The organism is Pseudomonas sp. S1_G07 (assembly GCF_054668565.1).
Map to the genome: position 1 here is coordinate 380,046 of NZ_CP162778.1, position 14,467 is coordinate 394,512.

Annotated in this window: 13 protein-coding genes; all 13 read right to left on the minus strand. The window is 61.5% G+C overall.

Annotated features, from left to right (window positions below):
* Positions 1 to 122: 122 nt before the first annotated feature.
* Positions 123 to 959, minus strand: coding sequence for an indole-3-glycerol phosphate synthase TrpC (trpC, locus tag AB4O05_RS01820; protein ID WP_460133573.1), 837 nt, complete (start codon positions 957 to 959; stop codon positions 123 to 125).
* Complete coding sequence (gene trpD, locus AB4O05_RS01825; protein ID WP_460133572.1) at positions 956 to 2,005, minus strand: anthranilate phosphoribosyltransferase; 1,050 nt, start codon at positions 2,003 to 2,005, stop codon at positions 956 to 958. The genes trpC and trpD overlap by 4 nt, the downstream gene beginning before the upstream one ends.
* A gap of 9 nt (positions 2,006 to 2,014) precedes the next feature.
* Positions 2,015 to 2,608: an aminodeoxychorismate/anthranilate synthase component II gene (locus tag AB4O05_RS01830; protein ID WP_460133571.1), complete on the minus strand. Its 594-nt coding sequence runs from the start codon at positions 2,606 to 2,608 to the stop codon at positions 2,015 to 2,017.
* Between the two features lie 10 nt (positions 2,609 to 2,618).
* Positions 2,619 to 4,100, minus strand: a complete 1,482-nt coding sequence (trpE, locus tag AB4O05_RS01835; protein ID WP_460133569.1) for an anthranilate synthase component I — start codon at positions 4,098 to 4,100, stop codon at positions 2,619 to 2,621.
* A 70-nt stretch (positions 4,101 to 4,170) separates the two neighbouring features.
* Positions 4,171 to 4,989, minus strand: a complete 819-nt coding sequence (locus tag AB4O05_RS01840; RefSeq protein ID WP_460133568.1) for a phosphoglycolate phosphatase — start codon at positions 4,987 to 4,989, stop codon at positions 4,171 to 4,173.
* Positions 4,986 to 5,660: a ribulose-phosphate 3-epimerase gene (gene rpe, locus AB4O05_RS01845; protein WP_460133567.1), complete on the minus strand. Its 675-nt coding sequence runs from the start codon at positions 5,658 to 5,660 to the stop codon at positions 4,986 to 4,988. Before rpe ends, AB4O05_RS01840 begins: the two co-directional genes overlap by 4 nt.
* 84 nt (positions 5,661 to 5,744) lie before the next feature.
* On the minus strand, positions 5,745 to 6,893 hold the full coding sequence (locus tag AB4O05_RS01850; RefSeq protein WP_460133565.1) for an iron-containing alcohol dehydrogenase: 1,149 nt from the start codon (positions 6,891 to 6,893) through the stop codon (positions 5,745 to 5,747).
* Between the two features lie 220 nt (positions 6,894 to 7,113).
* Positions 7,114 to 7,938, minus strand: coding sequence for an ABC transporter permease (locus tag AB4O05_RS01855; RefSeq protein ID WP_460133563.1), 825 nt, complete (start codon positions 7,936 to 7,938; stop codon positions 7,114 to 7,116).
* Between the two features lie 12 nt (positions 7,939 to 7,950).
* Complete coding sequence (locus AB4O05_RS01860) at positions 7,951 to 9,183, minus strand: ABC transporter permease (RefSeq protein WP_460133562.1); 1,233 nt, start codon at positions 9,181 to 9,183, stop codon at positions 7,951 to 7,953.
* Between the two features lie 181 nt (positions 9,184 to 9,364).
* Positions 9,365 to 10,405, minus strand: coding sequence for an ABC transporter substrate-binding protein (locus tag AB4O05_RS01865; RefSeq protein WP_460133561.1), 1,041 nt, complete (start codon positions 10,403 to 10,405; stop codon positions 9,365 to 9,367).
* A gap of 45 nt (positions 10,406 to 10,450) precedes the next feature.
* On the minus strand, positions 10,451 to 11,563 hold the full coding sequence (locus AB4O05_RS01870) for an ABC transporter ATP-binding protein (RefSeq protein ID WP_460133559.1): 1,113 nt from the start codon (positions 11,561 to 11,563) through the stop codon (positions 10,451 to 10,453).
* A gap of 226 nt (positions 11,564 to 11,789) precedes the next feature.
* Complete coding sequence (locus AB4O05_RS01875; protein WP_460133558.1) at positions 11,790 to 12,419, minus strand: response regulator; 630 nt, start codon at positions 12,417 to 12,419, stop codon at positions 11,790 to 11,792.
* A gap of 18 nt (positions 12,420 to 12,437) precedes the next feature.
* A complete protein-coding gene (locus tag AB4O05_RS01880) occupies positions 12,438 to 14,432 on the minus strand; it encodes a PAS domain-containing sensor histidine kinase (RefSeq protein WP_460133557.1) in 1,995 nt (664 codons plus the stop codon).
* Positions 14,433 to 14,467 lie beyond the last annotated feature (35 nt).

Sequence of the window (14,467 nt, forward strand, 5' to 3'; positions counted from 1 at the left end):
GGGAGCGGGCTTGCTCGCGAATGCGGCGTATCAGAAACACACTCAGTGACTGACACTCCCTATTCGCGAGCAAGCCCGCTCCCACATTTAGATTACATTTCAAAGGTATACCGAGTTTCTGCTCAGTCCAGGGTCGAACCCCTGACCGCGACATCACGTTCCGGGAAGAACAGGCGTTGCAGTTCCGCTCCTGGGTTCTCGGCGCGCATGAAGGCCTCGCCCACCAGGAAGGCGTACACGTCGCTGATCTCCATCAGCTCCACATCGGCGCGGTTGACGATGCCACTCTCGGTAATCACCAAGCGGTCGCGCGGGATACGCGGCAGCAGGTCGAGGGTGGTTTCCAGGCTGACGTCAAAGGTATGCAGGTTACGGTTGTTGACCCCCACCAGCGGCGTGTCGAGGGTTTTCAGGGCGCGCTCCAACTCATCGCCGTCGTGCACTTCCACCAGCACGTCCAGGCCGACGCTTTTGGCCACGGCCGCCAGCTCGGCCATCTTCACGTCATCCAGTGCGGAGACGATCAGCAGCACACAGTCGGCACCCAAGGCGCGAGCTTCGACGATCTGGTAGGGGTCGACCATGAAATCCTTGCGGATCACAGGCAATTTGCACGCTGCGCGAGCCTGTTGCAGGAACAGGTCAGAACCTTGGAAGTAATCGATATCGGTCAATACCGACAGGCACGTCGCGCCGCCCTTCTCATAGCTGGCGGCAATGTCCGCCGGCACGAAGTTTTCGCGGATCACGCCCTTGCTCGGCGAGGCCTTCTTGATTTCGGCGATGACGGCCGGCTGCTTAAGCCTGGCCTGGGTGATCAAGGCATTGGCAAAACCACGCGGTGCGTCGGCAAGCTTGGCCTGGTTTTCCAGCTCGGCCAGGCTAATACGCGCACGGCGTTCGGCGACTTCTACGGCCTTGCGGGCCAGGATTTTTTCCAGAACGGTCGGCACACTCATCCTTCATTCTCCATCTTGAATACTGCGGTGAATGCTCCCAGCTCTTCGAGTTTCTCGCGAGCCAACCCGGTGTGCAGTGCATCGTGGGCCAATTCGACACCTTCCTTAAGACTATAGGCATGGTCGGCCGCATAAAGTGCCGCGCCAGCATTCAGAACAATCATTTCCGCAGCTTTTTGCCCGTTTTCGGTCTTGCGCCGTCCCAAGGCATCACGGATCAATTCCAGCGACGCCGCCGGGCTTTCCACCGCCAAACCATGCAGGCTCTGGCTCTTCATGCCCAGGTCTTCAGGTTCGACCCAATATTCGGTGATCTGGTCATTCTTCAGCTCCGCCACAAAGGTGGGTGCGGCCAGGCTGAATTCGTCCAAGCCGTCCTTGGAGTGCACCACCAGCACATGCTTGCTGCCCATGCGTTGCAGCACTTCGGCCAATGGGCGGCACAGCGCCTGGCTGAACACGCCCACCACCTGATGTTTCACACCGGCCGGATTCGTAAGCGGGCCAAGCATGTTGAACAGGGTGCGCAGGCCCAGGTCCTTGCGCGGGCCAGCGGCGTGTTTCATCGCACCATGGTGGGACTGGGCAAACATAAAGCCGATGCCCACATTGTCGATGCAGCGTGCCACTTGCACCGGCGTGAGGTTCAGGTAGATGCCGGCCGCTTCCAGCAAGTCGGCGCTGCCGCTCTTGCCGGACACCGCGCGGTTACCGTGCTTGGCCACGGTGCAACCCGCCGCCGCCACCACAAAGGAGGAAGCCGTCGACACGTTGAAGATATTCGCACCGTCACCGCCGGTGCCGACCACGTCAACCACGCCGTCGAGAGTCTTGAGTTCAACCTTGTCCGCCAGCTCGCGCATCACCGAGACGGCACCGACGATCTCGTCGATGCTCTCGCTCTTCATGCGCATCGCCATCATGAACGCGCCGATCTGCGCATCGGTGCATTGACCGGTCATGATCTCGCGCATCACATCGCTCATTTCAGCGGTGCTCAGGTCCAGGTGGCCGACGATACGGCTCAGGGCTGTCTTGATATTCATAAAAAGTCCTTAGCGCGTGCCGCCGCTCTGCTTGAGAAAGTTGGCGAACAGCTCGTAGCCCTGCTCGGTCAGGATCGACTCGGGGTGAAATTGCACCCCTTCGATATTCAATGTCTTGTGCCGCAGGCCCATGATCTCGTCGACGGAGCCGTCTTCCAGTTGGGTCCAGGCCGTCAGTTCAAGGCATTCAGGCAGGGTTTCACGCTTGACTACCAGCGAATGGTAGCGGGTAACCGTGACTGGCAGGTTAAGGCCTTGAAACACGCCCATGTTCTTGTGGAACACTGGGCTGGTCTTGCCGTGCATCACCTGGCGCGCGCGCACTACGTCACCGCCAAACGCCTGGCCGATGGACTGGTGCCCCAGGCACACACCCAGGATCGGCAGTTTGCCGGCGAAGTACCGGATGGCTTCGAGCGAGATGCCCGCCTCGGTGGGGGTGCACGGGCCCGGCGAAACCACGATGCGCTCGGGGTTCAGCGCAGCAATTTCAGCCACGGTGAGTTCGTCGTTGCGCACCACCTTGACCTCGGCACCCAGCTCGCCCAGGTACTGCACAACGTTGTAGGTAAAGGAGTCGTAGTTATCAATCATCAGCAACATGGGGCAAACCTCAGGAATTGGGGGTCTGTTCAGCCAGCGCAACGGCGCGGAACATCGCGCGGCGCTTGTTCAGGGTTTCTTCCCATTCGAGGGCCGGCACCGAGTCGGCGACAATTCCGCCACCGGCCTGCACATGCAGCTCCCCGTCCTTGATCACCGCCGTGCGGATCGCAATGGCGGTGTCCATGTTGCCGTTCCAGGCGAAATACCCCACGGCGCCGCCGTAGACGCCACGCTTGACCGGCTCCAATTCATCGATGATTTCCATCGCGCGAATCTTCGGCGCCCCCGACAAAGTGCCCGCCGGCAAAATCGCCCGCAGTGCATCCATCGCGGTCAAGCCGGCTTTCAGCTCGCCAGTGACGTTGGACACGATGTGCATCACGTTGGAGTAACGCTCAATGACCATCTTCTCGGTCAACTTCACCGAGCCGATTTCCGAGACGCGCCCGGTGTCGTTACGGCCCAGGTCGATCAGCATCAGGTGCTCGGCGATTTCCTTGTCGTCGCTCAGCAGGTCTTCTTCCAGCGCCAAATCCGCTTCTTCGGTGGCGCCACGGGGGCGCGTACCGGCAATCGGGCGCACGGTGATCAGGTTGTCCTCGACGCGCACCAGCACTTCCGGCGAACTGCCCACTACGTGGAAATCGCCAAAGTTGAAGAAATACATGTACGGCGTCGGGTTGAAGCAGCGCAGTGCCCGGTAAAGGTCGATGGGCGCGGCCTTGAAGTCGATGGACATGCGTTGCGACGGCACCACCTGCATGCAGTCACCGGCGAGGATGTATTCCTTGATCGTGTCGACAGCGCGTTCGTAGTCATCCTGGGTAAAGCTTGAACGAAAGATCGGATCGGCCGCCGGCGGACGGCGCAGGTCCAGGCCGCGACGCGGGGTGATTGGCTGACGCAATTTTTCCAGCAGGGCTTCCAGACTGGCGTGCCCCTGTTCGAACGCATCCGCCTGTGCCGGGTCGGCGAGCACAATCGCGTGCATCTTGCCGGCGAGGTTGTCGAACACCACCACCGCATCGGAGACCATCAGCAGGATGTCCGGCACGCCCAGCGGGTCCGGATTCGGGCATTTGCCCAGGCGTTTTTCCACATAGCGCACGCAGTCGTAGCCGAAGTACCCCACCAGGCCGCCATTGAAACGCGGCAGGCCGGGAATGGTCGGTACGTTATAGCGCGCCTTGAAGGTTTCGACGAACGCCAGCGGGTCTTCTACTTCGTGGCTTTCGATCTCTACGCCATCATGAGTGATGCTCACATGATGGTCATGCACGCGCATGACGGTACGGCACGGCAAGCCGATGATCGAGTAACGGCCCCACTTCTCGCCGCCCTGTACCGACTCGAGCAGGTAGGAGTTGGGCTCGTCGGCCAGCTTCAGGTAGATCGACAGCGGCGTATCGAAGTCGGCCAGGGTTTCGCAGGCCAGGGGGATACGGTTATAGCCGGCAGCGGCCAAACGCAGGAATTCTTCGCGGATCATGAGGTGCCTCGTGGCGTGAGGGTCTAACAGTCAGGTAGGCAAACGTGCCGCATGGCGCGGCCAGGATCAGTCAGGCGCGCCAACGCCAGCGGGCCAGGGCCTTGATGACTTTCATCCAGAGTTTGCGAGTGACCACCACGATGGAATTTCCAGAAGGGGACGGATCGGTATCGGGCAACGTTATCTCAGCGCCAGCTCCCAAGCAACCGGGGATTAGCAGTCGCAGGTCATCTATCACCAGCGCCGGCGATTCTTCGGCAATCGGCCGGCCATGGTTATAACCGTAACTCAACGCCACACACTGTACGCCCGCCGCTTTTGCCGCCAGCACATCGCTGCGCGAATCGCCGACAAACAACGACTGGGACGCCGGAATATTGGCCATCTTCATCACGAAAAACAGCGCAGCCGGATCGGGTTTCTTCTGCGGCAAGGTATCGCCACCGATAATCCAGCGGAAATAACGGCCGATTTTCATCTGGTCCAACAGCGGCGCAACGAAACGCTCCGGCTTGTTGGTGATCAGGGCCATTTCCACGCCCCGCTTGCTCAGCCATTTGAGCGTGTCGCGCACGCCAGGGTAAACCACAGTCAGTTCATGGTTGCCTTCATAGGCAGCGTTGAACAGTTCCAGGGCGTGCTCGGCCTCCACCTCATCAACGCCGTCAGCGTCGATATGATTGGCCAGGGCCCGGCGCACCAGCATCGGCGCGCCGTTACCCACCCATTCACGTACCGAGGCGAGCCCCGCCGGCTTACGCCCCAGTTTGAGCAGCATCTGGTCCACCGCCGCCGCCAGGTCTGGCACCGAGTCGATCAAAGTGCCGTCCAGATCGAACATCACCAGCCGTGGCAACTGGCCGGAGAACAACCGCTCAAAGCCGCTCATGGACGCGTCAGCGCCAGTTCTGCATGCATCTTGGCGATGACTTCCTGATAATCCGGGGCGTTGAAGATCGCCGAGCCCGCCACGAAGGTGTCGGCGCCCGCTGCGGCAATTTCACGGATATTGTTGACGTTGACCCCACCATCGATTTCCAGGCGGATATCCCGGCCCGAAGCATCGATCAGCGCGCGGGCTTCACGCAGCTTGTCGAGGGTGCCGGGGATGAACTTCTGCCCGCCGAAACCTGGGTTGACGCTCATCAGCAACACCATGTCGACCTTGTCCATCACATATTTGAGGACGTCCAGCGGCGTGGCCGGGTTGAACACCAGGCCCGCCTTGCAGCCGCCTTCGCGGATCAATTGCAGGGTGCGGTCGACGTGCAGCGAGGCTTCCGGGTGGAACGTGATGTAGGTCGCACCGGCGTCGATGAAGTCACCGATGATGCGATCTACCGGGCTGACCATCAGGTGCGCATCGATCGGCGCGGTGATCCCGTACTTGCGCAGCGCGGCGCAGACCATCGGGCCGATGGTCAGGTTGGGTACGTAGTGGTTGTCCATGACATCGAAGTGCACGAAGTCGGCCCCGGCGGCCAACACCTTGTCCACTTCTTCCCCCAGGCGGGCGAAGTCAGCGGAGAGAATCGATGGAGCGATAACGAAGGGCTGCATGACGCACCTTTTTTGAGCTAAATCACGATGGCGCGCATTGTATACCTCCTGCTTTGCCCTGCGCACCGTGACCTCACTCAACGGCTAGTACGCGGCCCGATAGATTTTCTCGATGTCGGCCGCACTGAGCTTGCGCGGGTTATTGCGCATCAGGCGTTCGATACCCGCCGCTTCCTCGGCCATGGCCGGGATCGCGTCTTCGGGAACCCCGACACTGCGCAGCCCCGAAGGGATCTCCACAGCGGCACACAGGCGCGTCATCGCCTCCACGGCCCGGTCGGCGGCATCGTTGGCGCTCAGGCCGACGACATTCACCCCCATGGCCTGGGCAATGTCCTGCATACGTTCGACACAAGCCAGCTTGTTCCAATGCATCACATAGGGCAGCAACAGCGCATTGCTCACACCATGGGCAATGTTGAAACGCCCGCCCAGCGGGTACGCCAACGCATGCACGGCGCCCACGCCGGCGTTACCGAAGGCCATGCCGGCCATCAGGCTGGCAGTGGCCATGTCGTCGCGGGCCTGCAGATTGGCGGGGTTGGCGTAAGCCTTGGGCAATGCGCTGGCAATCAGCTTGATCGCGCCAATGGCCAGGGCATCGGTGATGGGCGAGGCATTCAGCGACAGGTAGGACTCGATGGCATGCACCAACGCATCCACGCCACTGGCGGCCGTGACACCGCGCGGGCAGGTCAGGGTCATCTGCGGGCTGATCAGCGCGACGTCAGGCAACAGGTAGTCGCTGACGATGCCTTTTTTCAACTGGGCAACCTTGTCGGAGAGGATCGCCACATTGGTCACCTCCGAGCCGGTGCCGGCCGTGGTGGGAATGGCGATCAACGGTGGCCCTTTGCGCGGCACCTGGTCGATACCGAACAAGTCCGCCAGGGCGCCGTGGTAACCGGCGTAGGCGGCCACGCTTTTGGCGATGTCGATGGCGCTGCCGCCACCGAGGCCAATCAGGCCGTCGTGCCCTCCGTCGCGGTAGGCTTGCATGCAGTCTTCGACGATGGCGATTTCCGGGTCGGGCAGCACGCGGTCGAAAATCTCGTAGCTGCGCTCGCCCAAATGCTCAAGCGCCAGTGCCACCGTGCCGGACTTGACCAGCGCGGCGTCGGTAACAATCAGTGGGTTATCCACGTCCAGGCGTGTCAGCTCGGCGGCCAGTTGCTCGATCGCGCCAGCGCCGGTCAGCAACTTGTGGGCGATCTTGAATGAGGAAGTACTCATGTGCGCGGCCTCTTATTCGGAAATGGGCTGGCACAAGAGTAGCTGATGCAGGGGGGTTGTCTGCCATTCAGGGGCTGAATGGTAGCCCTGGTTGACCGAACGCAAATCCCCTGTGGGAGCGGGCTTGCTCGCGAAGACGGTGTGTCAGTCAGTACATGAGTCACTGAACCACCGCATTCGCGAGCAAGCCCGCTCCCACATTTGGGTCTCCATCTGGTCGTTACACCTGAGCAGTGCGCAGCTTCTCGCTACGCCCGCGCAACCATTCCAGGGTCAGCAACAGCAAGACCGAGAAGGCAATCAGCAAGGTCGCCGCCGCCGCAATCGTCGGGCTGAGGTTTTCGCGGATGCCGCTGAACATCTGGCGTGGCAAGGTCGCTTGCTCGGGGCCGGCGAGGAACAACGTCACTACCACCTCATCGAACGAGGTCGCAAACGCGAACAGCGCACCCGAGATCACTCCCGGCGCAATCAGCGGCAAGGTCACTCGGCGAAACGCGGTCAAGGGCGAGGCGCCCAGGCTCGCTGCCGCCCGCACCAGGTTATGGTTGAAGCCCTGCAAGGTCGCCGACACGGTGATGATCACAAACGGTACGCCGAGCACGGCATGCACCACGATCAATGAGAAAAAGCTGTTGCCCAGGCCCAAAGGCGCAAAGAACAGGTAACTGGCCACGCCGATAATCACCACCGGCACCACCATCGGCGAAATCACCAGGGCCATCACCAGCGCCTTGCCGGGAAAGTCTCCGCGAGTCAGGCCAATCGCCGCCAGGGTGCCGAACACCATGGCCAGCACCGTGGCCGCCGGGGCGACGATGATGCTGTTCTTCAGTGCGCGCATCCATTCGGCCGAACCGAAGAAGTCCTGGTACCAGCGCAGCGAGAAACCTTGCAGCGGGTACACCAGAAAACTGCCGCTGTTGAACGACAGCGGGATGATCACCAGCACGGGCAATATCAGGAACAGCAGGATCAGGCCGCAGAGGATCCGCAAGCTGTAGAACCACACCCGCTCCACTGGTGACATGTAAGAACTCAGCATCGCACGTTCTCCTCAGCTCAGGCGCAGGCGGCTGGCGCCTACCAGCCGGTTGTAGATCAGGTACAGCAGCACGGTCGCCAGCAGCAGCAAACCGCCCAACGCCGTCGCCATGCCCCAGTTGATGCTGGTGTTGGTATAGAAGGCCACGAAGTAGCTGACCATCTGGTCGTTCGGGCTGCCCAGCAACGCCGGGGTGATGTAGTAACCAATCGCCAGGATGAACACCAGCAGGCAACCAGCGCCCACGCCGGCGTAGGTCTGTGGGAAGTACACGCGCCAGAAACTGGCGAACGGGTGACAGCCCAGGGAGATCGCTGCACGCATATAAGTGGGCGAAATCCCCTTCATCACGCTGTAGATCGGCAGAATCATGAACGGCAGCAGGATATGCACCATGGAGATGTAGACACCGGTGCGGTTGAACACCAACTCCAGCGGCTTATCAATCAGGCCCATGCCCATCAGCGCACCGTTGATCAGGCCGCCGGCTTGCAGCAACACGATCCACGCGGCCACCCGCACCAGGATAGAGGTCCAGAACGGCAGCAGCACCAGGATCATCAGCAAGTTGCTTTTACGCGCCGGCAGGTTGGCCAGCAGGTAGGCCAGTGGATAAGCCAGCACCAGGCAGATGGCGGTGATCACCAGGCCCATCCAGAAGGTGCGGGCGAAGATGTCCAGGTAGATCGCCTGGTCGGGGGTGGCTGGAGCCACTTCGCCCAGATCGTCGATGCGGTGATCGACGGCCGCCAGCAGGTAGTAAGGCGTGAGGCTGCTGGTATTGCGCCGGATCGCCTGCCAGTACGCCGGGTCGCCCCAGCGTTCGTCGAGGCTTTCCAGCGCTTCTTTATAAGAGGCAGGCGCTTCGGTAAACGGCAGCGCCCGCGCGGTTTTGGTCAGCAGGCTGCGATAGCCGGCCAGTTCCATGTTCAAGCGCTTGGACAGGTTGCCCAAGGTCTGGTTTTTGCGCGCCTCGCCCAAGTCTTCACTAAGGGCTTGGTACACCGATTCGCCCGGCAGGCCACGGCCGTCCCAGGCCGTCACCGCCACCACGGTACGCGGCAAGCCGCCCACCACTTCCGGGTTGCCGACGCTCCTGTAGAGCAGCGCGACGATTGGCACCAGGAACACCAGCAGCAAAAACAGCACCAGCGGCGCAATCAGGGCCTGGGCCTTCCAGCGATTAAGCCGTTCGGCACGCGCCAGGCGCTGCTTGAGGGTGGGGCCAGGAATGGCGATGGCCATGGCAAACTCCGATTTATGAAAATGAATGCAAGCTGCCCAACACAGTAGATCTCATGTGGGAGCGGGCTTGCTCGCGAAGGCTGCGTGTCAGTCGACGCAGCGGCTAACTGACCCACCGCTTTCGCGAGCAAGCCCGCTCCCACAGTTACCGGTTCCCACAGAGGTCTAGCGGTACTGCTGGTTACTTGGCAGCCCAGGAATTGAAACGCTGCTCGAGCGCCTCACCGTTATCCGCCCAGAAACTCACATCGATCTGCACCTGATTGGCGATGTTCTCCGGCGTGGTCGGCATATCCTTGAGGATGTCCTTGGCCAGCAGCGGTACGGCTTGGGTGTTGGCCGGGCCGTAGGCGATGTTTTCCGAATAGGTCTTCTGCTGCTGCGGCGCGACCGAGAAGGCGATGAATTTTTTCGCCGCTTCGGCGCGGGCTTCATCCAGGCCTTTTGGAATGGCCCAAGCGTCGAAGTCGTAGATGCCGCCGTTCCACACCACTTTCAGGTTGCTTTCTTTCTGCACGGCAGCGATGCGGCCGTTGTAGGCCGAGCTCATCACCACGTCACCCGAGGCGAGGTACTGCGGCGGTTGTGCGCCGGCTTCCCACCATTGGATCGACGGTTTGAGTTCGTCGAGCTTCTTGAAGGCACGGTCCTGACCTTCTTTGCCGGCCAACACTTTGTAGACGTCTTTGGGCGCTACGCCATCGGCCATCAAGGCGAACTCCAGGGTGTACTTGGCACCTTTACGCAGGCCACGCTTGCCCGGGAATTTCTTGGTGTCCCAGAAATCCGCCCAACTGGTCGGCGCGGAGGCCAGTTTGTCGGCGTTATAGGCCAGCACGGTCGACCACACGAAGAAACCCACGCCGCACGGCTGGATCGCACCCTTCACATAGTCGGCGGGGTTGCCGAACAGTTTCGAGTCCAAGCGTTCGAACATGCCTTCGTCACAACCATGGGACAGCTCCGGCGATTCAACTTCCACCAAGTCCCAGGTCACGCTCTTGGTGTCGACCATGGCCTTGATCTTGGCCATTTCGCCGTTGTACTCACCGGCAATGATCTTAACGTTGCCCGCGCTTTCCCACGGCGTATAGAAAGCCTTGACCTGGGCGGCCTTGTTCGCGCCACCAAAGGAAACGATCGTCAAATCAGGGCCTGCCATGGCCTGTGTCGCGCCGATCAAACCGATCGCCAGTGCGGAATACTTAAGGGATCTCAACATTGTTGTTCTCTCCACGTGCAGGGTTGGTGAAGCCATGGGGGGCGATCAATTCGCCTCTAGAAGTGGGTCGAGTGCGCGAACGTGCTCGACTTGCCAGCCAATCGGTACCACGTCGCCGACCGCCAGTGCCGGATCCAGCTCGGCGATCGGTTGTTTCACAAAAAAATCAGTCTTGCCGCAGACTTCCAGGCGCACACGCACGTGGTCCCCCAGGTAGATAAACTCCTCCACGCGGCCCGAGAAGCGGTTGACGCAGCTCTCACTGGAACCGTTGAGGCTCACGCGCTCCGGGCGCACCGAGAGGGTCACCGGGCCGCCGATCTGGCCGACGTTCACCGCCAGCGCCTCGACTTTCTCGCCACGCGCCAGCTCCACGACACACCGATCGCCGGAGTGGCTGTGCAGGCGACCGTTGAGGCGGTTGTTCTCGCCGATAAAGTTGGCGACAAAGGTGTTCTTCGGCTCTTCATACAACGTACGCGGCGCGGCGATCTGCTGGATCTCGCCCTGGTGGAACACCGCCACGCGGTCGGACATGGTCAAGGCTTCACCCTGATCGTGGGTTACGTACACCACGGTGACGCCGAGGCGCTGGTGCAGGTGCTTGATCTCCATCTGCATGTGTTCGCGCAGTTGCTTGTCGAGGGCGCCGAGGGGTTCGTCCATCAGCACCAGTTGCGGTTCGAACACCAGGGCGCGGGCCAAGGCCACACGCTGTTGCTGGCCGCCAGACAATTGCGCCGGGTAGCGCTGGGCGAAGGCGTCGAGCTGGACCATGCTCAGCACGCGCTTGACCCGCTCGCTGATGTCGGTCTTGCTCAAACCGCGCACCGAGAGCGGGAACCCCAGGTTTTCGGCGACGGTCATGTGCGGGAACAGCGCGTAGTTCTGGAACACCATGCCGATATCACGCTTGTGCGGCGGCACGTGGTTGATGGCGCGTCCTGCCAGCTGGATTTCACCGGCGGTCGGCGTTTCGAAGCCTGCGAGCATCATCAGGCTGGTGGTCTTGCCGGAACCGGAAGGCCCGAGCAAGGTGAGGAACTCGCCCTTGCGAATCTCCAGGTTGAGGTCTTTGACGATCAGGTTCTCGCCGTCGTAGCTCTTCTGCACGCCACGAAAGCTGACCAGTACATCATTTGAATCCACCTCGCTCATACCCGCACCTTTGTATTTTGGACTGCTGTGGCACAAGCGTATTCCAGGCGCGAGCCCCCGGAAATCGGGGGTCAGGAGAGAATCGCATCAGCCGGATGGAAGGTTGGGGGTAGGGCGTGCCCTACACGGATGGCGGGCACAGGACAGTGCAGCGGCAAGGAGCAAGCTGCAAGCGGCAAGAATGGGCGCGGCGATGTTTTGTGGGGTGTCGCTAATAGATATGTTGCTACAGAAGCTTGTGCTCCATGGCGTACCTCACCAGTTCGGCCAGGGAGGTGATATTGAGCTTTTGCATCAAGCGCGCCTTGTGGGTGCTGATGGTCTTGCTGCTCAACGCCAGTTGCTGAGCGATGTCGTTGACGTTGGCACCCTGGGCCAGGCGCTCGAACACCGAAAACTCGCGCTCGGACAGCAACGAATGCAATGGCCGGGAATCGGTGAGGCCGACTTCGAAGACCATGCGGTCCGCCAGGTCCGGGTCGATATAGCGCCCGCCGGCCGCCACTTTACGAATCGCCGTGAGTAACAGCGCCGGGTCGCTGTCCTTTGTCGCATAACCGGCAGCGCCCACCTTCAAGGCACGGGCCGCCATTTGCGCCTCGTCGTGCATCGACAGCACCAGGATCGCCGGCGGATTGTTCAGCGCCCGAATGCGCGCAATCGCTTCCAGGCCGTTGACGCCCGGCATCGAGATGTCCAGCAACACCACCTCGCACGGCACGTGGCGCAAAGTCTCCAGCAATTGTTCGCCATTGCTCGCCTCCCCCACCACCAGCAGGTCTTTGGCCAGGCCGATCAATTGCTTGATACCTTCACGAACAATGGTGTGGTCTTCGGCTACCAGTACGCGGATCACAGGGGTTTCCTCTTATCGTTATGCATCCAGCGGCACCGTCACACTCAGGGTGGTGCCCTCGCCCAACTCGCTGTGCAGGCTCAATTGCCCACCCATGATCAACACCCGCTCGCGCATGCCGACCAGGCCAAACGAGACCGCGCGGCCTTGCGCCTGGACGAAACCGACACCGTCATCGCTGATGGTCAATCGCAGATCAGTGCCTTCGATGGCCAGGGTCAGCTCCACAGTATGCGCCTGGGCATGGCGCATCACATTGGTGAGCGCCTCCTGCAGAATTCGAAACAGGCCGATGGCCTTGGCGTCACTCAGGGCCGGCAGGTTATCCGGCACTTGCACCAGGCAGGGAATGTGCGTGCGCGCCTCAAAACGCCGGGCCTGCCATTCGATCGCCGAGGCAATGCCGGCGTCGAGAATCGGCGGGCGCAATGCCGTCGCCACGTCTCGTACCAGTTGGAACAACTGGGCGATCAGGCGCTTCATGCTGTTCAAGCGCTCGTGCAGGCCAGGGTCGAGCTGCGCATAGGCCAGCTCGCACATGGAGGTTTCCAGCTTGAGCACAGTGAGCATCTGCCCAAGTTCGTCGTGCACCTCACGGGCGATGCGGGCTTTTTCTTCTTCGCGCACGGTTTCCAGGTGGGCCGACAGTTCGCGCAGTTGCGCTTCACTTTGCAGCAAGGCGGCCAGGGTGCGGCGCAGCTCGGTGACGTCGTTGAGGTAGACCACCAAGTACTCGGCCTCGGCAAACCGCAGAAAACTCAAGGACACGTTGGTCGGCAGGACGCTGCCATCGGCGCGCAAGCAATCCGTGGCGAAATTCTGCGGGCCCTCTTCGCTCGCCCGCGCGCGTTTCCACAGGTTGAGCCAACGGTCCATGTCCAAGGTCGGGTCGAGGTCGACCAGCGGTCGCTCGATCAACGCACCGGCGCCGTAGCCGAGCATGCTCTCGGCGGCGCGGTTGGCGTAGCGGATGTGGCTGTCCCAATTCACCCACAGGATGCCGACCGTGCTTTGATCAATGGAAAACTGCGTCAACCGCAACGCCTCGGCACCCGCGGCGCGCGCCGCGCTTTCTTCGCGGGCGGCCAGCAGAGCGAGTTCCAGTACATGCTGCTGACGGCGCTGCCACACCAGCAGCGCCAGGCCGACGAGCAGCAACAGCCCCAGCAGCAGGCTGAGGTTTTGCCAGAAACCTGGAGACTCCGACAGCCGTGGGTATTTCGGTTGCAACCAGCGGTTGTGCAGTTGGTCCAGGTCCCGGGCCGGAATGGCGACCAGGGCGCTTTCCATGATACCGGCCAGTTCCGGCCAGTCCCTGCGCGTGCCAACCCGCAGCAACTGCGGCAGGCCAATATCCCCCACCACCGCCAGCCCGGCGAACTCCGCCTCGCCGGACAAACGGCTTAGCTGCGCTTCATCCACCACGGCGTAGCGCGCTTGCTGGCTGACCAGCAATTGCAAGGCCTGGCGCTCCATGGGCACGCCTTGCAGGTTAAGGCTGGGGTAAGTGTTGCGCAGGTAATCCGCCACGGCACTGGGCATGCGCACGGCGACACGGGATTGATCATCGAGCTTTTCCAGATCCACGGCGCCGCCGCCCTCGCGGATGCCGACGATATGCTGGGGCACGCGCATATAAGGATCGGTGAATAGCCACAGACGTAAACCGGCCGGGGTTTGTTGCAGGCCGGGGGCGATGTCCACTTCGTCGTCGCGTACCGCGGCCTCCAATTGCTCCTGGCTGGGGAAGTTGCGCCACACCAGGTCAATGTTCAGCGCCTTGGCCAGCCATTGCATCAACTCGACGTTGGCTCCGGACAAACGCTGCAGGCGCCGATCGTATTGCGCATACGGCACCTGCAATACCACGCCCACCCGCAACTCCGGGTGCAGGGCCAGCCATTCGCGCTGTTGCGCAGTAAGCTGCGCCTGCGGCGCGGCAGGCGCGGGAGCGGCATTTGCCATTAAGGCAACGCACAAACAGCCGATAACCAGCAGACAGCGAAAACCCATGATCCACGTCTCACATCACTGACAAATACTGACCA

Coding starts and splice junctions, on each gene's coding strand:
- AB4O05_RS01855 (WP_460133563.1), bottom strand. CDS start 7,938: ATGCTGAGTTCTTACATGTCACCAGTGGAGCGGGTGTGGTTCTACAGC.
- trpD (WP_460133572.1), bottom strand. CDS start 2,005: ATGAATATCAAGACAGCCCTGAGCCGTATCGTCGGCCACCTGGACCTG.
- rpe (WP_460133567.1), bottom strand. CDS start 5,660: ATGCAGCCCTTCGTTATCGCTCCATCGATTCTCTCCGCTGACTTCGCC.
- AB4O05_RS01880 (WP_460133557.1), bottom strand. CDS start 14,432: ATGGGTTTTCGCTGTCTGCTGGTTATCGGCTGTTTGTGCGTTGCCTTA.
- trpE (WP_460133569.1), bottom strand. CDS start 4,100: ATGATCCGCGAAGAATTCCTGCGTTTGGCCGCTGCCGGCTATAACCGT.
- AB4O05_RS01860 (WP_460133562.1), bottom strand. CDS start 9,183: ATGGCCATCGCCATTCCTGGCCCCACCCTCAAGCAGCGCCTGGCGCGT.
- AB4O05_RS01840 (WP_460133568.1), bottom strand. CDS start 4,989: ATGAGCGGCTTTGAGCGGTTGTTCTCCGGCCAGTTGCCACGGCTGGTG.
- trpC (WP_460133573.1), bottom strand. CDS start 959: ATGAGTGTGCCGACCGTTCTGGAAAAAATCCTGGCCCGCAAGGCCGTA.
- AB4O05_RS01870 (WP_460133559.1), bottom strand. CDS start 11,563: ATGAGCGAGGTGGATTCAAATGATGTACTGGTCAGCTTTCGTGGCGTG.
- AB4O05_RS01865 (WP_460133561.1), bottom strand. CDS start 10,405: ATGTTGAGATCCCTTAAGTATTCCGCACTGGCGATCGGTTTGATCGGC.
- AB4O05_RS01850 (WP_460133565.1), bottom strand. CDS start 6,893: ATGAGTACTTCCTCATTCAAGATCGCCCACAAGTTGCTGACCGGCGCT.
- AB4O05_RS01830 (WP_460133571.1), bottom strand. CDS start 2,608: ATGTTGCTGATGATTGATAACTACGACTCCTTTACCTACAACGTTGTG.